The organism is Ruegeria sp. AB8 (assembly GCF_056542605.1).
The window spans coordinates 50,980-71,762 of sequence record NZ_JBQGAB010000014.1 but is presented as its reverse complement, the minus strand read 5'-3'; the positions used below and the strand labels follow the sequence as shown (position 1 = coordinate 71,762).

General features: G+C 59.5%; 19 protein-coding genes. 15 read left to right on the top strand and 4 right to left on the bottom strand.

What is annotated here, in order from left to right; genetic code table 11:
- The first annotated feature begins 377 nt into the window (after positions 1-377).
- The 8 genes from acs (at position 378) to ACR0CG_RS15305 (ending at position 9,842) form a co-directional block, all read left to right on the top strand.
- Positions 378-2,342, top strand: a complete 1,965-nt coding sequence (gene acs / locus ACR0CG_RS15340) for an acetate--CoA ligase (RefSeq protein ID WP_480526013.1) — start codon at positions 378-380, stop codon at positions 2,340-2,342.
- Between the two features lie 7 nt (positions 2,343-2,349).
- Positions 2,350-3,033 carry an adenylate kinase gene (locus ACR0CG_RS15335; protein WP_480526011.1) on the top strand — a complete coding sequence of 228 codons (684 nt, stop codon included), beginning with the start codon at positions 2,350-2,352 and terminating at the stop codon, positions 3,031-3,033.
- Positions 3,034-3,219: 186 nt separating this feature from the next.
- Positions 3,220-3,504 (top strand): DUF4212 domain-containing protein, encoded by a 285-nt coding sequence (locus tag ACR0CG_RS15330; protein WP_170348424.1) that lies wholly within the window; start codon positions 3,220-3,222, stop codon positions 3,502-3,504.
- A gap of 5 nt (positions 3,505-3,509) precedes the next feature.
- On the top strand, positions 3,510-5,294 hold the full coding sequence (locus tag ACR0CG_RS15325; RefSeq protein WP_170616216.1) for a sodium:solute symporter family protein: 1,785 nt from the start codon (positions 3,510-3,512) through the stop codon (positions 5,292-5,294).
- Between the two features lie 108 nt (positions 5,295-5,402).
- Positions 5,403-7,226, top strand: a complete 1,824-nt coding sequence (locus ACR0CG_RS15320; protein ID WP_480526009.1) for a DUF294 nucleotidyltransferase-like domain-containing protein — start codon at positions 5,403-5,405, stop codon at positions 7,224-7,226.
- 93 nt (positions 7,227-7,319) lie between these two features.
- Entirely contained in the window at positions 7,320-7,838 is a 519-nt protein-coding gene (locus tag ACR0CG_RS15315; RefSeq protein WP_480526008.1) for a hypothetical protein, read from the top strand.
- Positions 7,839-7,840: 2 nt separating this feature from the next.
- A complete protein-coding gene (locus tag ACR0CG_RS15310) occupies positions 7,841-9,253 on the top strand; it encodes a 3'-5' exonuclease (RefSeq protein WP_480526006.1) in 1,413 nt (470 codons plus the stop codon).
- Between the two features lie 88 nt (positions 9,254-9,341).
- A complete protein-coding gene (locus ACR0CG_RS15305; protein ID WP_480526004.1) occupies positions 9,342-9,842 on the top strand; it encodes a flavin reductase family protein in 501 nt (166 codons plus the stop codon).
- A gap of 3 nt (positions 9,843-9,845) precedes the next feature.
- On the opposite strand, the gene ACR0CG_RS15300 is transcribed toward ACR0CG_RS15305, so the two are convergent.
- The 3 genes from ACR0CG_RS15300 to ACR0CG_RS15290 are packed head-to-tail and all read right to left on the bottom strand — an operon-like array spanning position 9,846 to position 12,078.
- On the bottom strand, positions 9,846-10,325 hold the full coding sequence (locus tag ACR0CG_RS15300; protein ID WP_480526002.1) for a DUF6505 family protein: 480 nt from the start codon (positions 10,323-10,325) through the stop codon (positions 9,846-9,848).
- Positions 10,325-11,020: a biotin/lipoate--protein ligase family protein gene (locus ACR0CG_RS15295; protein WP_480526000.1), complete on the bottom strand. Its 696-nt coding sequence runs from the start codon at positions 11,018-11,020 to the stop codon at positions 10,325-10,327. Before ACR0CG_RS15295 ends, ACR0CG_RS15300 begins: the two co-directional genes overlap by 1 nt.
- Complete coding sequence (locus tag ACR0CG_RS15290) at positions 11,017-12,078, bottom strand: Mrp/NBP35 family ATP-binding protein (RefSeq protein WP_480525999.1); 1,062 nt, start codon at positions 12,076-12,078, stop codon at positions 11,017-11,019. The genes ACR0CG_RS15295 and ACR0CG_RS15290 overlap by 4 nt, the downstream gene beginning before the upstream one ends.
- Before the next feature lie 112 nt (positions 12,079-12,190).
- Here ACR0CG_RS15290 and ACR0CG_RS15285 point away from each other — a divergent pair, with 112 nt between their 5' ends.
- Positions 12,191-12,919, top strand: a complete 729-nt coding sequence (locus tag ACR0CG_RS15285) for a hypothetical protein (RefSeq protein WP_480525997.1) — start codon at positions 12,191-12,193, stop codon at positions 12,917-12,919.
- Here the strand turns inward: ACR0CG_RS15285 and ACR0CG_RS15280 are convergent.
- Positions 12,913-14,868 carry a 4Fe-4S binding protein gene (locus tag ACR0CG_RS15280; protein WP_480525995.1) on the bottom strand — a complete coding sequence of 652 codons (1,956 nt, stop codon included), beginning with the start codon at positions 14,866-14,868 and terminating at the stop codon, positions 12,913-12,915. The two genes, ACR0CG_RS15285 and ACR0CG_RS15280, sit on opposite strands and share 7 nt — an antisense overlap.
- A gap of 268 nt (positions 14,869-15,136) precedes the next feature.
- Between ACR0CG_RS15280 and ACR0CG_RS15275 the strand changes: the two genes are divergently transcribed.
- From ACR0CG_RS15275 to fdh3B, 6 genes are all read left to right on the top strand, one after another.
- Positions 15,137-15,691 carry a DUF3305 domain-containing protein gene (locus ACR0CG_RS15275; protein WP_480525993.1) on the top strand — a complete coding sequence of 185 codons (555 nt, stop codon included), beginning with the start codon at positions 15,137-15,139 and terminating at the stop codon, positions 15,689-15,691.
- Entirely contained in the window at positions 15,688-16,269 is a 582-nt protein-coding gene (locus tag ACR0CG_RS15270; RefSeq protein ID WP_480525991.1) for a DUF3306 domain-containing protein, read from the top strand. The genes ACR0CG_RS15275 and ACR0CG_RS15270 overlap by 4 nt, the downstream gene beginning before the upstream one ends.
- Positions 16,270-16,273: 4 nt before the next feature.
- Positions 16,274-16,885 (top strand): TorD/DmsD family molecular chaperone, encoded by a 612-nt coding sequence (locus ACR0CG_RS15265; RefSeq protein WP_480525989.1) that lies wholly within the window; start codon positions 16,274-16,276, stop codon positions 16,883-16,885.
- A 60-nt stretch (positions 16,886-16,945) separates the two neighbouring features.
- A complete protein-coding gene (locus tag ACR0CG_RS15260; RefSeq protein WP_170676697.1) occupies positions 16,946-17,134 on the top strand; it encodes a ubiquinol-cytochrome c reductase iron-sulfur subunit N-terminal domain-containing protein in 189 nt (62 codons plus the stop codon).
- A gap of 130 nt (positions 17,135-17,264) precedes the next feature.
- On the top strand, positions 17,265-20,159 hold the full coding sequence (locus ACR0CG_RS15255; RefSeq protein ID WP_170806187.1) for a formate dehydrogenase subunit alpha: 2,895 nt from the start codon (positions 17,265-17,267) through the stop codon (positions 20,157-20,159).
- An 11-nt stretch (positions 20,160-20,170) separates the two neighbouring features.
- Positions 20,171-20,764 carry a formate dehydrogenase FDH3 subunit beta gene (gene fdh3B, locus ACR0CG_RS15250; RefSeq protein WP_037307340.1) on the top strand — a complete coding sequence of 198 codons (594 nt, stop codon included), beginning with the start codon at positions 20,171-20,173 and terminating at the stop codon, positions 20,762-20,764.
- The last annotated feature ends 19 nt before the right edge of the window (positions 20,765-20,783 follow it).

Below are 20,783 nucleotides of genomic sequence, written 5' to 3'. Positions count from 1 at the left end.
GCTAGCGCCAACATCCGGATGTGCCAACCCCGCAGACGCTGATGAGTTGCCGCCTTCAGGGCGCGACCTGCCGGTACAATCGAAAGAAGAATTGGGAATCCAAAAGGCATCCAGGAATTTCCGGAAAACTGCAGTTCGAAAACAGTTACACGGTAGGCATTGTTATTTTTACCTTTTTTTTATCTTTTTCATGTTTCTTTACATTTTTTAACCATATAGCGAAATTTGTTTACAAACAAATCGTGGAACTACGGCAATTTATTTATTTGTTTTCAGAACCCCGTATATTCGCAATCGGGAGGAAACGGGTCGACATTGCCTGTTTGACGGGCAAAATCGGTTCATCAATATCCAGTCCTAGAGGGAGGAGCCTCAGTATGACAACCGCTGCCCAGGCAGATGCCAAAACATATCCGCCATCCGCAGAAATCGTGTCCCGTGCGCATATCGATGCTGACAAATACGCGGCAATGTATGCAGCCTCTGTCAGTGATCCTGCTGCCTTCTGGGATGAACAGGGCAAGCGCGTCGACTGGATCAAGCCTTATACTCAGGTCAAGGATGTGGACTACAGCTTTGGCTCGGTGAAGATCAACTGGTATGCCGATGGCACGCTGAATGTTTCGGCAAACTGTCTGGACCGTCACCTGGCGACACGCGGCGATCAAACCGCGATCATTTGGGAGCCGGATGATCCAAACGACGCAGCGCAGCACATCACCTATGCCGAATTGCACCGCCGCACCTGCCGGATGGCCAACATTCTGGAATCAATGGGTGTGCGCAAGGGCGACCGGGTCGTGATCTATCTGCCGATGATCCCCGAAGCCGCCTATGCCATGCTGGCCTGCGCGCGGATTGGAGCGATCCATTCGATTGTTTTCGCAGGCTTTTCCCCGGACGCCCTGGCAGCGCGGGTCAATGGCTGCGACGCCAAGGTCCTGATCACTGCCGACGAAGCCCCGCGCGGTGGCCGCAAGACGCCACTGAAATCGAATGCCGATGCGGCTTTGCTGCACTGCAAGGACACCGTGAAATGTCTGGTGGTCAAGCGGACCGGTGGCCAAACCACATGGGTGGATGGGCGTGACCACGACTACAACGAAATGGCGCTTGAAGCGGATGACTACTGCGCGCCCGCCGAGATGAGCGCAGAAGACCCGCTGTTCATTCTCTATACCTCGGGCTCAACCGGTCAGCCCAAAGGCGTGGTGCATACGACCGGCGGCTATTTGGTCTATGCAGCCATGACCCATGAGATCACTTTCGATTATCACGATGGTGACGTGTACTGGTGCACTGCAGACGTGGGTTGGGTCACGGGCCACAGCTATATTGTTTACGGCCCACTGGCCAACGGAGCGACCACGCTGATGTTCGAGGGTGTGCCGACATTTCCGGACGCCTCGCGGTTCTGGCAGGTCTGCGAAAAGCACAAGGTGAACCAGTTCTACACCGCGCCGACCGCAATCCGTGCCCTGATGGGACAAGGCAATGAATTCGTCGACAAATGCGACCTGAGCGACCTGCGCGTTCTGGGCACAGTGGGCGAGCCCATCAACCCCGAAGCCTGGAACTGGTACAACGAAGTTGTCGGCAAAGGGAAATGCCCCATCGTTGATACCTGGTGGCAGACCGAAACCGGCGGCCACTTGATGACCCCCCTGCCCGGCGCACACGCGATGAAACCCGGCTCGGCCATGAAACCGTTCTTCGGCATTGTGCCGGTGGTTCTGGACCCGCAATCCGGTGTTGAGATTGAGGGCAATGGGGTCGAAGGCGTTCTGTGCATCAAGGACAGCTGGCCGGGCCAGATGCGCACCGTCTGGGGCGATCATGAGCGGTTCGAAAAGACCTATTTCTCGGACTACAAGGGCTATTACTTCACCGGTGACGGCTGCCGCCGTGATGAGGATGGCGATTACTGGATCACTGGTCGCGTTGACGATGTGATCAACGTATCCGGGCACCGTATGGGCACGGCCGAGGTGGAAAGTGCTCTGGTTGCGCATGCCGCCGTCGCCGAAGCCGCTGTCGTTGGCTATCCCCATGAAATCAAGGGGCAAGGCATCTATTGCTACGTCACCCTGATGAATGATCGTGAGCCCAGCGACGAACTGCTGAAAGAACTGCGGACCTGGGTCCGGACCGAAATCGGCCCGATCGCCAGCCCGGATGTGATCCAGTGGGCGCCTGGCCTGCCCAAGACACGCTCGGGCAAGATCATGCGCCGTATCCTGCGCAAGATTGCCGAAAACGACTTTGGCAGCTTGGGTGATACTTCGACACTGGCTGATCCGTCGGTCGTCGAAGACCTGATCGAAAACCGCGCGAACAAGTGAGGATGTGATGGACGCTGCCACGATCACCACACCCGCCGTTCTGATCCTTCTCGGCCCTCCGGGCGCCGGGAAAGGCACACAGGCCCGCATGCTTGAAGAAAAGTTCGGGCTGGTTCAACTGAGCACCGGCGATCTGCTTCGGGCCGCCGTTGCTGCCGGAACCGAGGCAGGCAAGGCCGCGAAGGCCGTGATGGAAGCCGGCGATCTTGTCAGTGACGAGATCGTCATAGCCATCCTGCGCGACCGGATGGTGGAACCGGATTGCGCCAAGGGTGTCATTCTGGACGGATTCCCGCGGACTACGGTTCAGGCCGAAGCGTTGGATGGACTGTTGGCCGAAAACGGTCAGAAGGTCAGCGCCGCGATCAGCCTTGAGGTGGAGGATGCCGAGATGATCACCCGCATCTCGGGCCGCTATACCTGTGCCGGCTGCGGTGAGGGGTACCACGATCAGTTCAAGAAACCGGCGGTCGAAGGAAAGTGTGACAAATGCGGTCACACGGGGTTCAAGCGCCGCGCCGATGATAATGCGGTAACCGTTGCGTCCCGGCTGGAAGCCTACCATGCGCAGACCGCTCCGCTGATCGACTACTACGAAAGTCATGAGGTTTTGAAACGGACCAACGCCATGGGCCGGATCGAAGACATCGCCAGTAATCTGGAACAGATCGTCGGCGACGTGATGAGTTAAGGGGATAAGTGAAGCCCAATTTGGGGCTCTGATCCAACAAAAGAATACTTCAACGGACCCGCCTTGGCGGACCGGAGAAGTTTTGCCAAACGCCACCCGGCGTTCGGCGCATTCGAGAGGCGGCCCAACGCACTGGAGGAGTTGGGCAAGGGGCCGCTCAACGACGAAGCGAAGGAGGAACCCGCGATGGCGGATCAATCTACAAACTCCGCGCAGGCTGCCGAGGCCGATAAGGGCTATTGGCAGGCCAACCTGCGCCTCATCTACATCAGCCTCGTGATCTGGGCGCTGGTGTCTTTCGGATTCGGCATTCTGCTGCGTCCGCTGCTGTCGGGTATCGCTGTTGGCGGCACCGACCTGGGCTTTTGGTTCGCTCAGCAGGGATCAATTCTGGTCTTTCTGGTGCTGATCTTCAACTACGCCTGGCGCATGAACAAGCTGGACGCCGAATACGGCGTGGATGAGGAGTAACCCCCATGGACCAGTTTACCATCAACCTGCTGTTTGTCGGCGCGTCGTTCGCGCTGTACATCGGCATCGCGATCTGGGCCCGTGCGGGTTCCACATCCGAATTCTACGCCGCCGGTCGCGGCGTTCACCCGGTCACCAACGGTATGGCGACAGCGGCGGACTGGATGTCCGCGGCCTCGTTCATCTCGATGGCGGGCCTGATTGCCTTTACCGGCTATGACAACTCGACCTTCCTGATGGGTTGGACCGGTGGCTACGTGCTGTTGGCACTGCTGCTTGCACCTTACCTGCGCAAGTTCGGCAAGTTCACCGTATCGGAATTCATCGGCGACCGCTTCTACAGCCAGACCGCCCGTATCGTTGCGGTGATCTGTCTGATCGTGGCTTCGGTGACCTATGTTATCGGCCAGATGACCGGCGTTGGCGTGGCCTTCGGCCGCTTTCTTGAAGTGTCGAACACTTCCGGTCTGCTGATCGGTGCCTGTGTCGTGTTTGCCTACGCGGTTTTCGGTGGGATGAAAGGTGTGACCTACACTCAGGTCGCTCAGTACTGCGTGCTGATCACCGCCTACACGATCCCGGCGATCTTTATCTCGCTGCAGTTGACCGGCACTCCGATCCCGGCGCTGGGTCTGTTTGGCGACACCGCAGGCGGAGAGCCTCTGCTGAGCAAGCTGGACGCGATCGTGACCGAGTTGGGCTTCAACGAATATACCGCCCACCACTCGAACACGCTGAACATGGTACTGTTCACACTGTCGCTGATGATCGGTACCGCCGGTCTGCCGCACGTGATCATGCGCTTCTTCACCGTACCGAAAGTGTCTGACGCCCGCTGGTCGGCTGGCTGGACGCTGGTCTTCATCGCTCTGCTGTACCTGACTGCCCCTGCGGTTGGCGCAATGGCGCGACTGAACATCACCGACATGATGTGGCCCAACGGTGGCATCGAAGGTGGCGCTGTTTCGGTTGAAGACATCGACACCGATCCACGTTACGACTGGATGCAGACATGGCAGAAAACCGGTCTGCTGGACTGGGAAGACAAGAACGGCGACGGCAAGATCCAGTACTACAATGACGCGAATGCCGACATGCAGGCCATTGCGGAAGAAAAAGGCTGGGTCGGTAACGAACTGACCAAGTTCAACCGCGACATCCTGGTTCTGGCCAACCCCGAAATCGCCAACCTGCCGGGTTGGGTGATCGGTCTGGTCGCGGCCGGTGGTCTTGCGGCTGCCCTGTCGACCGCTGCGGGTCTGTTGCTGGCGATCTCGTCGGCGGTGTCCCACGACCTTGTCAAAGGTGCGATCAACCCGCAGATCTCTGAAAAAGGAGAACTACTGGCGGCTCGTATCGCCATGGCCGTGGCCATCGTCGTTGCAACCTATCTGGGTCTGAACCCACCGGGCTTTGCAGCGCAAACCGTGGCACTTGCCTTCGGTCTGGCGGCGGCCTCGATCTTCCCGGCACTGATGATGGGGATCTTCTCGACCCGCATCAACAACACTGGCGCAGTTGCTGGTATGCTGGCAGGTCTGACCGTGACCTTGGTCTACATCTTCCTGCACAAGGGCTGGCTGTTCATTCCGGACACCAACTCGTTCACCGATGCTGACCCGCTGTTGGGTCCGATCAAGTCGACATCGTTCGGTGCCATTGGTGCAATGATCAACTTCGGCGTTGCCTACGTCGTCGCCGGTATGACCAAAGAGACTCCGCCGGAGATCGTCGAATTGGTCGAAAGCGTGCGCATTCCCCGTGGTGCGGGCGCAGCTCAGAACAAGTGAGCCTGATGTGGTCGGTACCCTCCATGGCTGACCACATCTTTCGATCCACTGTACCCGCCCGGCATTCCACCGGGCGGGGCTTTTCATTCAGAAGCCAAGGACGACCCTATGCCCCTGTCCCATGATGAGATCACCCGGTTTCTGAAATCCGTTCACCCCTATGACGCCTTGCCCTCGGATACGCTGGACGCCGTTGCCCGGCAGATCGAGGTTCATGAGGTCGAAGCAAATAGCCCGGTTTACGCATTGGGCGCCCACCTGCCTGGTGTTTTCGTAATCTACGAAGGACAGGTCGAAATCACGGATGAAAACGGCGCGGTCGTATCCCACCTTGGTCTACGCAACTCCTTCGGCGAGCGGGGGCTGCTGAAAGACGGCAAGGCAGCAACGCATGCGCGCGCGGACACGCCGTCTGTTCTGATTCTGCTGCCGCCCGCCCTGGTGCGCCAACTGATCGACGATCATGATGTGGTCTCGAGATTCTTCAACCGAACCCGGGGCAACCGCTCCACTCCGCAAAGTCTGGCAACCACCGCCATTGACGTTTTGATGGCACGCGATCCTGCGACTTGCCCACCTTCCACCCCGGTTCAAAAGGCAGCGCAGTTGATGCGGGAAAGGCATATCTCGTCGCTTTGCGTAACCGAAGGCGAGACCCTTCTGGGCATTGCCACGCTTAGGGACATTGCAAGCAAGTTCGTGGCAGACGGAATGCCCGCAGCAACGCCGGTTTCGTCGATCATGACGGTAAATCCGGTCACACTTTCGCCCTCGGATATCGGCTCGGACGTTCTGCATGTGATGATGGAGCGCGGCATCGGCCACATTCCCATTTCCGAAGGCGGACGTCTTGTCGGCATCGTCACGCAAACGGACCTGACCCACTATCAGGCCGTCAATTCCGCCGAACTCGTGCGTCGGATCGCCCGCGCCCAATCCGCCGAGGAGATGGCGCTGGTGACGGCCGAAATCCCTCAACTTCTGGTGCAGTTGGTTGCCGGAGGGAACCGGCACGAGATCGTGACCCGTCTGATCACCGACATTGCCGATACTGCCACCCGGCGCTTGCTGGTATTGGCCGAAGGCAAACTTGGGCCGCCACCCGTTCCCTATCTGTGGCTGGCGTGCGGGTCGCAAGGGCGGCAGGAACAGACGGGTGTTTCAGATCAGGACAACTGCCTGATGTTGGATGATCAGGTGACGGACGCGCAGATGCCATATTTTGCTGATCTGGCCAAATTTGTTTCGGACGGTCTGGACACCTGCGGGTATTTCTATTGCCCCGGCGACATGATGGCCACCAACCCGCGCTGGTGTCAGCCAGTCCGCGTCTGGCGCGACTATTTCAAGGGCTGGATCGCCAAACCCAACCCCGAGGCACAGATGCTGGCCTCGGTTATGTTCGACCTGCGCCCCATCGGCGGCGCGTTCGAGCTGTTCTCGGATCTTCAGGCAGATACGCTCGGCGCGGCCAGCGCAAATTCAATCTTTGTCGCCCACATGATTTCCAACTCGCTCAAGCACACGCCGCCATTGGGCCTGCTCCGCGGCTTTGCGACGATCCGTTCGGGCGAGCATAGAAACACGCTGGATCTGAAACACAACGGAGTCGTGCCTGTGGTGGATCTGGCCCGGATTTACAGTCTGCAGGGGCAATTCACCGAAGCCAACACACGTGCACGCCTGAAAGCCGCCGAGGCCGGCGGCGTGCTGAGCCCCGCTGGTGCGCGGGATCTACTGGACGCCTACGATCTGATTGCCGAAACCCGGCTTGAACATCAGGTTCGGCAGATCAAGGCTGCGAAAGATCCCGACAATTACCTGCTCCCGTCGGATTTGTCCGACTTTGAGCGAAGTCATCTGCGCGATGCCTTTGTCGTGGTAAAAACGATGCAGTCGGCGGTAGGCCACGGCAAGGGCATGTTGGGTTAAGTGTAGTTAGACGAGTACGATGGGATCGCTTTCGGCGACCGTATTTGGAACAAGAAGAAGAGGCGAGACGCGCCTGAGTCAGAAAGGTTAGCCATGTTTCTTGAATTGATCGGTACGGTTTTTGCAGGTTTTGCTTTTGCAGGCATCGCAATGCTGTTGAACAAGCTTTCCGGTGGCCGTCTGCCCCGCTGGACCGCGCCGGTTGCCGCCGGTGCCGGGATGATCGGAGTGACCATCGCCAGCGAATATTCGTGGTATGGGCGCCAGCTTGAAACCTTGCCTGAAGGAATGGAAATCGTGCAGGTGGTCGAAAGCCGCGCCTTCTATCGACCTTGGACCTATGCCGTGCCCTTCGTGGATCGTTTTGCCGCGATCGATACCGTATCGGTACGCACCAACGCGCAGGTTCCCGAGCAACGCCTGGTGGATTTATACTTCTTCGGTCGCTGGGCCCCGGTTTCGAAACTGCCCGTTGCAGTCAATTGCGCCGAAAACAGCCGCGCCAACCTGGCAGACGGTGCAGAATTCGCCGATGACGGACGGCTGCTGAATGCCACCTGGATCGCGGCGGGTTCCGGAGACCCGGTCATAGAAGCCACCTGCGAGGTCTGATCATGCTGACCCGGCTGAGCCTGCGCCTGAGAGTATTCCTGTTCTTCTGTCTGCTGGCACTTGGCGGATTGACCGTCTGCATTGCAGCCCTGTGGGTCGGATACGCACGAACGGGCAACCCGGACCTGGCCAATGCGTTTGTTTTTGCCGGTATTCTTATCGCCTTTGGCCTTTTGGCGCTAAGTGTCGGCGTCTGGCTGTTGTTTGACGACAATGTCGCGAAACCGATCGAGCGCTTGTCGGCTGAGCTGCGCGCCCGTGCGCATGCCGGTGTCAGCAGCGACCTTGACCTTCAGGCCGCGCGGTATTTGGGGGATTTGGCCCCGGCAGCGGCAGGACTTGCGGATCGGCTCACTGACAAAACCCTTGATATCGCCGAAGCCGTCGCTGCAGAAACTGCTCATCTCGCGGCTGAAAAGCAGAAGCTTACGGCGCTGTTGACGGAAATTCCGGTGGCAATGCTGCTGGCTGGTCCGACCCATAAAATCGTTCTCTACGACGCGCAGGCCGCCGAGGTTTTGGCCCAGATTTCCCATCCTAGGCTGAACGCCTCTCTTTTCGAGTATCTGCAGCCGAACCCGCTGACAGCGGCGTATGAGAAGATGTGCAAGACCGGGCTCGAGGTCGCATGTACGCTGACCAGCATTGATGGCAACCAAAGCTATGCCGCGCGTATGAAACCCTTGGGCCATGCGCCCGGCTACATGCTGATCTTCGACGACAGCGCCGCCAATATCCCGCCCGAGGCCGCCCGCCCGCTGGTTTACAATTTCGATCTGCTGGACGGAGCCACCGATGTAGAATTCGAACATCGCGCCCTGACCGATCTGTGTTTCGTGGTGTTCGATACCGAGACCACGGGCCTGCTGCCGCACAAGGATGAAGTTGTGCAGATCGGCGCAGTCCGGGTGGTTAAGGGCCGGATCGTCGAAGGTGAGCATCTGGATTTGCTGGTCAACCCCGGAATTCCGATCCCTCTGGCTTCGACCAAGGTGCACAAGGTCAGCGACCACATGGTCCAGGGGGCTCCGGACATTGCCCAGGCTGGGCGTGTCTTTCATCAGTTCGCTCATGATGCGGTCATTGTGGCCCACAACGCTCCGTTCGATATGGCGTTTATGCGCCGGCATGAGAAACGCATGGGTGTGGAATGGAACCACCTGATTTTGGACACGGTCCTGCTGTCGGCTGTGCTGTTCGGTGCCAGCGACACACACACCCTGGATGCATTATGCGAGCGACTGGACATCACAATCCCGGAGGCGCTGCGCCATACGGCATTGGGCGACGCCGTCGCGACGGCCGAGGCTCTGGTCAAGATGCTGCCCATGCTTCGGGCACGCGGGATGGTGACATTTGGCGATGTTCTGGTCGAAACACGCAAACATGGGCGATTGCTGGAAGATCTGAACTGACGCGTAAATATTCACGCCATTTTCACCTTTCCATGGACAAACCCGACCGCTCATGGCACCTGATGCGCGTCTGAAACACGAGCGCGCAATGACGGATAGAACCTTCACCCCCGGCCCGGATCACAGCAACGCCTTTCGCCAGGCGTTGGGCTGTTTCGGCACAGGTGTGACGGTCATCACGACCAACAAGGCCGCAGGGCCGCGCGCCATTACCGTGAATTCCTTTTCCTCGGTGTCGCTGGATCCCCCGCTGGTTCTGTGGTGCCTTGCCAAGGATTCCAACCGCTTTGACGCCTTCAGCACGTGCACGGACTATTCGATCCACGTCATGGCGCAGGAGCAGCAGGATCAGGCTTTGAAGTTTGCCCGAAACGGCTTTGATTTCTCGCACGCAGACTGGAGCGCGGATCCTGCAGGTCGTCCCCAGCTGCACGGCTGTCTGGCGCGGTTTGATTGCCATCTGCATGACCGGCACGAAGCGGGCGATCACCTGATCTTGGTGGGCCGCGTCGAAACCGCGATGTACCGGACCGGTCAGGGCCTGATTTTCAAACGCGGTCAGTTCGGTGGTTTTGTCGATACGATCTGAACGCTATTCGTCCAGAGACCCATGAACGGCAAGCGCCTCAAGTTCAGCATCTTGGGGAACGATGACGCGAAACGCTTCATGAACACTTGAATCGGTCAGCTCGCGTGCAACGGTAAGCAGCGTGTTGGGCGCGTGCTCTTCACACAGGCCGGACATATGGTCAATTTCGGCCTGTGCAACGCCCAGGGCTGCATCGATTGACGGGGCTCCGTAGAAACGAACGAAATGATCCGCGAGGCTCTGCGCGATCTGTTCAAGTTCGGATGGTTCGACCTTGGTAACGGCAACGAATGTCACCCGTCCGAATGTCTCAAGCCCCAGCCAGCCGTTGGCAAAGGCCTGCCGCGCCTTGCCTGCCAGATCAGCCGACCCCCAGTTCGAAAACTCGAACCCGCCCGAAATGCACCATTCACCGGTGCGCGCAGGCGACTGAAAGACATTCATGTCACTTTCGTCAAAGTGAATGGCACGGGCCAATTTCATCAGGATGCCTCCAGCAACTCAGTCAGTGGGCGCAGTTGAGTGTCCGAACCCTTGCGGATCAGCATACCGAACCTTTCATCCGTGCCAAGGAACACGCCCTGTTCTTCAATCGACTCACCCACGCCGCGCAGAAGTCCCATCCATTCTGCGTGCAACGAGCCGTTGCCGTCCTCTTGCCAGCGATTGAGCCATGTCAGCATGTGACGCGACCAGCTTTCGACCAACTGCACCGGGCCGACTTCGGCACAGCCTTCGTCATACAGCGCGGTGACATCAGGATTTTCCCCGGGTGCATCGCTTGTCTGCAACAAGGCTAGTTCCCACCCTATCACCAACCAGTCAGGGACTTCTTCCGAACTATTGGCAGAAGCAGCGGCCCGGAACTGTCCACACCGGGCCCCGTTCACGCAGACCAAACCGTCCCAGCCCAGATGTACGGCAACCTCGGGCGGGGCCAGCGCGCCCAAAGCGTTCTGAAAACCCACCGCGCACAACGGAAGCATTGCCATTGCGTCCAGCAGCGGCACCTCGGGCGCGAAGACAATCGCAACCCGCAGACGGTCTTCCTGAATATTGTAAACGACCGCGCCTGCGTCACAGCCCAGCGCAGCCATTGCCTGCGCGCGCTCAAACGGGTCTTCCCCGCCCTGAACCGGATGTCCGGTCAGCAATGGGGGGAAGACCGGCTCGGTCATGCCTGGCCCTTGGCGATCATGTCGCGAGCGATCTTGCGGAACGCCTCGGCCTGCGGACTGTCTGGCTTGCTGACCACGATCGGCGCACCGCCATCGGCTGCGACGCGAATATCCAGATGCAGCGGAATTTCCCCCAGCAGCGGAACGCCCAGCGCCGCGGCTTCGGAGGCCACTCCGCCGTGTCCGAATACATGCTCCTCATGTCCGCAATTCGAGCAGATATGGGTCGACATGTTCTCGATCATCCCCACGATGGGCGTTTTGAGCTGATTGAACATGTCGATGCCTTTGCGGGCGTCGATCAGCGCCACATCCTGCGGAGTTGACACGACGATGGCGCCATCCACCCGGAATTTCTGGCTTAGCGTCAGTTGCACGTCGCCGGTGCCGGGCGGCAGATCGACGATCAGCACATCCAGTGCACCCCATTGCACCTGGTTCATCATCTGCTGCAGCGCGCCCATCAGCATTGGACCACGCCACACGACCGCCTGCCCTTCGTTGGTCATCAGGCCGATCGACATCATGGTGACACCGTGATTGCGCAACGGCAGGATCGTTTTTCCGTCAGGGCTTGCCGGTCGTCCGGAAACCCCCAGCATACGCGGCTGCGATGGCCCGTAAACATCCGCATCCAACAGTCCAACACGTCGACCTTCGGCGGCCAGTGCGCAGGCCAGATTGGCGGAAACCGTCGATTTACCGACCCCGCCCTTGCCCGATGCCACGGCGATGATCCGGTCAACACCCGCAACCGGCTGTGGCCCCGTTTGCGAAGGCTTGGGTTTCGGCTTCAAATCCGGCGGCGCCTTTTCGGAATGCGCGGTCATCATCGCGGATACTTTTTCAACACCCTCGACCATCTTTGCGGCCTGTTCGGCGGCGGCACGCACCGGCTCCATCCGCTCGGCTTGTTTCGGGTCGATCTCCAGCACGAAACGAACGGTTTCACCTTCGACATTCAGGGCACGCACCACACCTGCACTGACGATGTCCTGACCCGAAACCGGATCTGTGATCTTTTTCAGGTTCGCCAGAACCGCGTCACGAACACTCATGCATCTGTTTCCTTGTTCCGCCCCATAGTGTGGGTATCGCCTGTCATTGCATGTGTCTCCGTCTTTTTCAGTTTATTTGACGCTATCCGCCTGTCGCCGCTAGGCTTGGGGAATGCGTGCCATCCTTTTGTGCCTGAGCCTGTCGCTGTCTGCCACCCCTTCGTTATCGCAGGAGGCGCTTGGGCTTGCGGCTCCGGATCAGGTGAGGGACTCGGGTCTACTGCAACATATTCTTCCGCGCTTTTCCCTCAAGACCGGAATCCGGGTTATCGCCGATGAAAACGGGATAATGTCTGTGGCGGCCTCCCCGCCGGGTAAGCCCGTCTTTGCCCGGGATGGCGTCACCTACCATCTTCTTATTCAGGATGACCCCCGCCAGGTCCGGTTTGAGGACTGGATGCTGTCGGACATTGGAAAGCGCACGATCGAAAGCTTTGTGCCGGATCAGGGCTCTCCTTTCGATACGCAGTTTGACACTGTTGAAACTGCAGAAGAAAAGGCAACGAACCCGAACACTGAAATCGGGCGCGAGCTGTCGTTTACCCATTGCGGAAGGTGTCATGTTATTGGTCCGCGCAACCGCATGAACGGTCTGGGCTCGACCCCGTCCTTTGCGGTTCTGCGCGCCATGCCCGACTGGTCGGAGCGGTTCGAAGCCTTCTTTGCGCTGAACCCGCACCCTTCGTTCACCCAGATCGCAGGGCTGACACCTCCTTTCGATCCGACCCGGCCCTCGCCCATTCACCCGGTCGAAATCACGCTGGAGGACTTGGAGGCCATCCTCGCCTTCGTATCGAACATCCGCGCGGCCGATCTGGGCGCGCCACTGCAGCATCAGTGATCCTTTCGCTTCGAGAAGTAGTCCTCGGTGGTGACAACACGCGGCCTTGGGCTGGATTGAAAGGGATTGTCCTGGTGCTGAAACTGCGCATTTACACGGCAATTGTCGCACATCTGGATCATCCGCGCCTGTTCGGATGAGGCAAACATCGGATGGCTTCCCGACAGTTTGTCCATAATACGCTCGACCGTGGACTTCACACCGAACAACGCTCCACACTCGACGCAGGCAAAGGGTTCTTCCTCGTTCAACACCTGCTGAGACAGGGCCTTGTCACTCAGGTCCAGCTGCGGGACCAGAGCAATCGCTTTTTCGGGGCAGATCGTCCGACACAGGCCACACTGCAAACACGCGTCCTGCTGGAAATTCAGTTGCGGCATATCCGGGTTGTCGACCAATGCGCCGGACGGGCACAGCGACACGCAGCTCAAACACAGCGTGCAGGCATCCGTATCAACAGCAATGGCCCCATATGGCGCGCCCTGTGGCAAAGTGATCGGCTCATCGGCGCCAGGGTTCAGCGCCTGCGCTGCCAGTCGCGCGACCTGCCGACGATTTCCCAAGGGGAGGACCGGATCGGTCAAAGCCTGCGGGACATGCTGATCGTAAAGACGGTCAGACAGTGCATCCGGGTCAGCTTCATCAATCACACCAAGACACTCGGGATCGGCAATGGCCTGCGCCAGCATCAGTTCCTTGTCCAGCGCGTCCTTTTCGGTCGTTGGCGAAAGCAGGACATCGACTCGTGCAAAACCGTGGGCCAGACCGGCCAGCATTTCCGCATGACCAAAGCCCGAGATCACGTTCAGTTCCAGCGGGATCACATCCGCAGGCAAGCCCCGACCGAACCGGGCAGCAAGCCGGATCATCTCGGCCCCATGGGCATCGTGAACCAGCAAACGCGGAGCGATGCCTCCGGCCCTTCGGTAGGTGCGCGCCAGGACATTCATCCGGGACAGCAAAGCGGCCAGGGGCGGATCCTCGTAGGTGATCGCCGTCGACGGGCAAACCGATGAACATTCGCCGCATCCGGCGCAGATCATCGGATCTATTGCGACGTGTTCTCCGGCCGGAGTAATTGCACCCGTCGGACAAATGTCCAGACAATTCGTGCAAGCCACCTGTTCCGCCCGGGAATGGGCGCAAAGGGTTTCATCGAGACGAACATAGAGCGGCTTTTCGAACGTTCCAACCAATTGCGCCGCATCAAACGCCACCCTTTCGACGGCCAGCGCATCGCGCGGATCGGCGCGCAGGTAGCCTTCGCGCTTGGCCGGGGCCTGAACAAATGGGGTGCCGCCGGTCAGGTCGATCACAATGTCGCAGACCGATCGCGCGCCATCCTTTGCGTCGGTCCAACCGAACGCGCCCCGCCCGCCGGGTTTCAACTGCCTCAACCTGTCCAGCTTCAGCGAGAACGCACCAAGCGCCCCATTCAGCGTGCGCAATTCCCCATGCACGACGTCAAACGATCTGGAGACCGGTACAGCGTCATCGGTGGCCAGCACCGTGATCGCCAAAGTACCTGACAAACGCCCGGCCAGCGCAAAAGCGGCCTCGCCCGGTCCAATGACAAAGCAGGTACCCTCGCTAACGACATCGACGCTGGGAGTGATCGGTTGCGGCAGCAGTGCTTCGGCGGCCAGCGCGGCGATCTTGGGTGCCGCATCCTGCCCCTGTTCGGACCATCCTGCGCGGTCGCGCAGATCGACAAAGCCGGGCGTTTCAACACCCAGATCGTCGGCAAGGTCACGAAACACGTCCTGCTCCTGCCCGCAGGCTATGATTGTCGTATCCTCGCCTTTCAGCGCAGAGGCGGCGGCTTCCAGTTCCCGCGTGCACAGCGCGCTGTGAATTTTGGAACACGACACATCGCAGGCCGAGGCCACCTTGTCCGCATCCAGCGACTGGGTTCCCGCGCAATCGCAAAGCAGCATCTTTATGGCCATGTCCATCCCCATCGCTTTCCCACCTTCAGCACATTAAGCCGTATGCGCAGTGAGGCAATGTCCACGGCACCAAAGAAGGGTTTATTCGCCGGATCGACCCCGCATAACCCTCGCCCGGACACCAAAATTCATTACCAATTGGTTAAAAAATAAACTTGTGGTGATCAATTGTCATGTTTCGCTCCAATAAGATGCTTGGCGAAAAGCCGTATTGTGTACCATAGTGGACACCAAGGAAGGCAGGGGAGAGCCTTTCGGGGAGGATTAGGTGGCCAGGGCCGCAAATCAGATCGAAATGCCGGTTGGCGTTGTTGTGCGCAAAACACCGGGTGTGACCCGTTGGGCGCGGTGGAGCTGGCGTGCAGTGGCGGCTTTGCCCGGAGCAGGACCTGCAGATTGGAAGGAATTGCGCCGCGAGGGGGAAGCCGTGGAGTACCACGCAGCCACCCTTCCGCTGACGCTCTGGGCAGACGAAACCGAAGCCTACATGGTGAACCTGTCTGACATTCAACCGTCGGTCTATCTGGTCTTGCGGGACGAGCTTGACGGAGATCATCCGTTGAATGCGGTTCTGATCACGGCTTCTCCTTTTGAAGGTCAGGACTATGCAGATACCGGAGAAGAGATCGTCGAAAAAATCCCCATGAGCGAGGGTCTGATTGCGTGGGTGCGCGACTTTACCCTGCAACATCACCGGGATGAGGTGTTCATCAAACGCCGCCGCGACAAGAAACGGACCGATCTGGTGGAAGATGGAAAAGGGGATGCGCGCATTCGGCAGGCCTCGGACGTGTATCGCGCGCCGCGGAGGATCGTGCAATGACGGAAGTGCGCGATTTCTGGTCCCGCCGCAAGGCTGCCGTTCAGGCTGAAGCCGAGGCTGAACGCACCTCCTCCGAAGCGCAGAAAGTGGCAGAACAGCAGGCAGAGCTGGAAGAGAAGTCAGATGCGGAGATTCTTGCCGCATTCGATCTGCCGGACCCGGATGATCTGAAACCCGGTGACGACATTTCAGGGTTCATGGCCCAGGCCGTCCCCGACCGCCTCCGCCGACGTGCATTGCGACGCCTGTGGCGATTGAACCCGGTTCTGGCCAATGTGGACGGGCTGGTCGACTACGGTGAGGACTATACGGACGCCGCATGCGTCATCGAGAACATTCAGACGGCCTATCAGGTCGGCAAAGGTATGCTGGCCCATGTCGAGGCGCTGGCCGCCGAATGTGATGAAGAAGAACGTCCACCCGAAGGCGAGAACGAGGTGATCACCGAGGTCCGGGACGAACCCGCATTCGATGACGACACGCGACCGGAACCTGTACAGGTCGCAGAAAGCGATACGCCTGACGATACCGAACTAACCCCTGCCCCGCGCCGTATGACGTTTGAATTCGAAGGATAACCCAATGACCGCAAGCAACGCGCAAAACCTGGATGTCTCGGCCGAAGACCGACTGCGCGCGGATTTCTACAACTTTCTTGGTTTGCTGTTGGCGGGCCCGCCGGATCAGTTGCTGCTGGATCAGATGGCCGGATTGGGTGGCGACGACACTGAACTGGGCAAGGCCATTCAGGCCATGGCAAGGGTTGCCAAAGTCACCAAACCCGCAGCGGCGGAACGGGAATTCAATGCGCTGTTCATCGGGTTGGGTCGGGGCGAGTTGCTGCCTTATGCCAGCTTCTACCTGACGGGTTTCCTGAACGAGAAACCACTGGCCCATCTACGCAACGACATGGCAGCGCGTGGGATTACGCGGGCGCAAAACGTGTTTGAACCCGAGGACAACATCGCGTCGCTGATGGAGATGATGGCGGGCATGATTGTCGGACGCTTTGGCGCGCCCGCCACGCTGGAGGACCAGAAGGTGTTCTGGAACAAGCACATCGGCCCATGGGCCATGCATTTCTATTCGGATCTCGAAGCCGCCGAAGCTTCGGTTCTCTATGCCTCGGTCGGGACAGCCGGCCGGATTTTCATGGAGATCGAGCGGGAGGCTTTCCGGATGATGGCGGCGTAGCTTGCTGCCATTCGCCAGCGCCCCAAACGGCGCTAAATCGCAATTGGGAAGGAGGAGCCCATGAGCAAGACCAAGGAAGACGGCGCCACACGCCGCGATTTCCTGAAACTGGCTGGTACCGCAGCACCCGCTGCCGTTGCCGCCGCCAGCCTGACCGGGAAAGCCGAGGCAGCCGAGCTGCCGACGGACGAGACCCGGATTCAGGACACAGCGCATACGCGCGCATACTTAAAAAGCGCGCGCTTCTGAGCCGCGACGACAGCGCCCGGGTCTGATCCGGACGACGTCACACCCGACTGACGGTTGCGATTGGCCCTGACGTCGGCTTCAGCAGTACCAAGCCAGCCATGGCTCACATGGCCAGCAAGGGAGGAAAACAATGCTTAGGAAAAAGACCAACGGGGTTGCGAGACGCCCCCAGCGGACAAGTATCCTGTCCCAGGTCGGCGAAAAAACCGTCGATCGCCGCGCATTCCTGCGTGGCTCGGGCCTGACGATCGGCGGCCTTGCCGCGATCAGCGCCACGGGTGGAACCGTGACGCCAGCCAGCGCCCAGACAGCGGCAAACCAGGCCGTTGAGAATATCAAATCCGTATGCACCCACTGTTCGGTCGGCTGTACAGTCGTCGCCGAAGTGCAGAACGGTGTCTGGATCGGGCAAGAACCCGGTTGGGACAGCCCGTTCAACTTGGGTGCGCACTGCGCCAAGGGGGCCTCGGTCCGCGAGCATGCCCATGGCGAGCGTCGCCTCAAGTATCCAATGAAAAAGGAAGGCGGCGAGTGGAAGCGCATCAGCTGGGAAGAAGCGATCAACGAGATCGGCGACGGCATGATGAGCATCCGCGAGGAATCCGGGCCGGACAGCGTGTACTGGCTGGGGTCCGCGAAGCATAACAACGAACAGGCCTATCTGTTCCGCAAGTTCGCCGCCTACTGGGGCACGAACAACGTGGACCATCAGGCCCGTATCTGCCACTCAACCACTGTTGCGGGTGTTGCGAATACATGGGGCTACGGCGCCATGACCAATTCGTATAACGACATCCATAATTCCCGGGCCATCTTCATCATCGGCGGCAACCCGGCCGAGGCGCACCCAGTCTCGCTGCTGCACGTTCTGCGCGCGAAAGAGCAGAACAACGCGCCGCTGATCGTCTGCGACCCGCGCTTTACGCGCACCGCGGCGCATGCAGATGAATATGTCCGCTTCCGCCCCGGCACAGACGTTGCGCTGATCTGGGGTATCCTGTGGCACATATTCGACAACGGCTGGGAAGACAAAGAGTTCATCCGCACCCGTGTCTGGGGCATGGACCAGATCCGTGAAGAGGTTGCCAAGTGGAACCCGGATGAGGTCGAGCGCGTCACCGGTACTCCGGGCTCGCAGTTGAAGCGCGTTGCGCGGACCATGGCCAACAACCGTCCCGGCACCGTGATCTGGTGCATGGGCGGTACGCAGCACACCAACGGCAACAACAACACACGCGCATACTGCGTGTTGCAGCTTGCCTTGGGTAACATGGGCACCTCGGGTGGTGGGACCAACATCTTCCGCGGCCATGACAACGTGCAGGGCGCGACGGACCTGGGTGTTCTGTCACACACCCTGCCCGGCTACTATGGCCTGTCAGCCGGCGCCTGGGGCCATTGGGCCCGCGTCTGGGGTGAAGAACCGGAATGGCTGGCTGGCCAGTTCGCCACGATCAAGGACAAGGAAGGCAAGGACAAACCACTTCAGAACGAACGTGGCATCCCGGTCTCCCGCTGGATCGACGGTGTCTTGGAAGACCCGGCGAACATGGATCAGGACAACAACGTCCGTGCCATGGTTCTGTGGGGTCACGCTCCGAACTCGCAAACGCGAGGCCCGGAGATGAAAACGGCGATGGAGAAGTTGGACATGCTGGTCGTGATCGACCCGTATCCCACCGTCTCGGCCGTTCTGCATGACCGCACCGATGGGGTCTACCTGTTGCCCGCCTGCACGCAGTTCGAAACCCGTGGCTCGGTCACGGCGTCGAACCGTTCGCTGCAGTGGCGCGACAAGGTGGTTGATCCGCTGTTCGAAAGCCTTCCGGACGAGGTCATCATGGCCAAGTTCGCCAACAAGTTCGGCTGGGCGGATCGGTTCTTCCGCAATATCGAGATGGAAGACCCGGAAACGCCGAATGTTGAAAGCATCACCCGTGAGTTCAACTCGGGCCTCTGGACCATCGGCTACACCGGTCAGTCGCCGGAACGTCTGAAAAGCCATATGGCCAACCAGCACACGTTCGACAGAACCACGCTGCAAGCCATTGGCGGACCCAACGACGGCGAGTACTATGGCCTGCCCTGGCCCTGCTGGGGAACACCGGAAATGGGTCATACGGGGACACCGAACCTGTATGATATGTCCAAACCGGTGGCCGAAGGCGGCCTGACCTTCCGCGCCCGTTTTGGCGTAGAACGCGACGGCGATAACCTGCTGGCCGAAGGTGTCTATAGCGTTGGATCGGAAATCCAGGACGGTTATCCCGAGTTCACGATGCAGATGCTGATGGACCTTGGCTGGGACGGTGACCTCACCGCTGAGGAACGCGCGGCTATCGACGCCGTTGCGGGACCAGAGACCAACTGGAAGACCGACCTGTCCGGCGGTATCCAGCGGGTCGCGATCGCTCATGGCTGTGCGCCCTTCGGGAACGCCAAGGCCCGCGCTGTCGTCTGGACCTTCCCGGATCCGATCCCGCTGCATCGCGAGCCACTCTATACGAACCGGCGCGATCTGGTGGAGGACTATCCAACCTACGAAGACCGGCATGCCTATCGCCTGCCCACCCTTTATGCTTCGATCCAGAAGAACGACTTTTCAAAGGATTACCCGATAATCCTGACGTCAGGTCGTCTTGTCGAATATGAAGGCGGCGGTGATGAGACGCGGTCGAATCCGTGGCTGGCCGAGCTGCAGCAGGACATGTTCGTCGAGATCAATCCGCGCGATGCCAACAACCTTGGTATTCGTGACGGATCACAGGTCTGGGTCGAAGGTCCCGAAGGTGGCAAGGTCAAGGTTATGGCGATGCTGACCAACAGAGTCGGTGCCGGCGTGGCCTTCATGCCTTTCCACTTCGGCGGCCATTTCCAGGGCGAAGACCTCAGGGCGAAATACCCTGCTGGTGCCGATCCCTATGTCTTGGGTGAAAGTTCCAACACCGCCCAGACCTATGGCTATGATTCAGTGACCCAGATGCAGGAGACCAAGTGTACTCTCTGCAAGATCTGGGCAGCGTAAGGAGGACGATAATGGCTAGAGCAAAGTTTCTCTGCGACGCTGAACGCTGCATCGAGTGCAACGCCTGCGTGACCGCGTGCAAGAACGAACACGAGGTGCCGTGGGGCATCAACCGCCGCAGGGTGGTGACGATCAATGACGGTAATCCGGGCGAACGCTCGATCTCGGTTGCCTGCATGCATTGTTCGGATGCACCGTGTATGGCGGTGTGCCCGGTCGACTGCTTCTATCAGAACGAGGAAGGCGTCGTCCTGCACTCCAAGGACCTGTGCATCGGCTGCGGCTATTGCTTCTACGCGTGCCCGTTCGGCGCGCCGCAATACCCGCAGGCTGGCAACTTCGGATCGCGCGGCAAGATGGACAAATGTACCTTCTGCGCCGGCGGCCCCGAGGAAACGCACTCGACCGCAGAGTTCGCCAAGTACGGTCGCAATCGGATCGCCGAGGGCAAACTGCCCATCTGCGCCGAAATGTGTTCCACCAAGGCCCTGCTCGCCGGTGACGGCGATGTGGTCTCGGCCATCTACCGCGAGCGCGTCGTCGCCCGTGGCTTTGGCTCGGGCGCCTGGGGTTGGGGCACGGCCTACGACCAGAAAGACGGATAAAACCGTTTTCTTGAACCAA

Coding starts and splice junctions, on each gene's coding strand:
- ACR0CG_RS15295 (WP_480526000.1), bottom strand. CDS start 11,020: ATGACCGAGCCGGTCTTCCCCCCATTGCTGACCGGACATCCGGTTCAG.
- ACR0CG_RS15310 (WP_480526006.1), top strand. CDS start 7,841: ATGCTGACCCGGCTGAGCCTGCGCCTGAGAGTATTCCTGTTCTTCTGT.
- ACR0CG_RS15320 (WP_480526009.1), top strand. CDS start 5,403: ATGCCCCTGTCCCATGATGAGATCACCCGGTTTCTGAAATCCGTTCAC.
- ACR0CG_RS15255 (WP_170806187.1), top strand. CDS start 17,265: ATGCTTAGGAAAAAGACCAACGGGGTTGCGAGACGCCCCCAGCGGACA.
- ACR0CG_RS15280 (WP_480525995.1), bottom strand. CDS start 14,868: ATGGCCATAAAGATGCTGCTTTGCGATTGCGCGGGAACCCAGTCGCTG.
- ACR0CG_RS15290 (WP_480525999.1), bottom strand. CDS start 12,078: ATGAGTGTTCGTGACGCGGTTCTGGCGAACCTGAAAAAGATCACAGAT.
- ACR0CG_RS15325 (WP_170616216.1), top strand. CDS start 3,510: ATGGACCAGTTTACCATCAACCTGCTGTTTGTCGGCGCGTCGTTCGCG.
- fdh3B (WP_037307340.1), top strand. CDS start 20,171: ATGGCTAGAGCAAAGTTTCTCTGCGACGCTGAACGCTGCATCGAGTGC.
- ACR0CG_RS15315 (WP_480526008.1), top strand. CDS start 7,320: ATGTTTCTTGAATTGATCGGTACGGTTTTTGCAGGTTTTGCTTTTGCA.
- ACR0CG_RS15270 (WP_480525991.1), top strand. CDS start 15,688: ATGACGGAAGTGCGCGATTTCTGGTCCCGCCGCAAGGCTGCCGTTCAG.
- acs (WP_480526013.1), top strand. CDS start 378: ATGACAACCGCTGCCCAGGCAGATGCCAAAACATATCCGCCATCCGCA.
- ACR0CG_RS15265 (WP_480525989.1), top strand. CDS start 16,274: ATGACCGCAAGCAACGCGCAAAACCTGGATGTCTCGGCCGAAGACCGA.
- ACR0CG_RS15260 (WP_170676697.1), top strand. CDS start 16,946: ATGAGCAAGACCAAGGAAGACGGCGCCACACGCCGCGATTTCCTGAAA.
- ACR0CG_RS15335 (WP_480526011.1), top strand. CDS start 2,350: ATGGACGCTGCCACGATCACCACACCCGCCGTTCTGATCCTTCTCGGC.
- ACR0CG_RS15330 (WP_170348424.1), top strand. CDS start 3,220: ATGGCGGATCAATCTACAAACTCCGCGCAGGCTGCCGAGGCCGATAAG.
- ACR0CG_RS15285 (WP_480525997.1), top strand. CDS start 12,191: ATGCGTGCCATCCTTTTGTGCCTGAGCCTGTCGCTGTCTGCCACCCCT.
- ACR0CG_RS15300 (WP_480526002.1), bottom strand. CDS start 10,325: ATGAAATTGGCCCGTGCCATTCACTTTGACGAAAGTGACATGAATGTC.
- ACR0CG_RS15305 (WP_480526004.1), top strand. CDS start 9,342: ATGACGGATAGAACCTTCACCCCCGGCCCGGATCACAGCAACGCCTTT.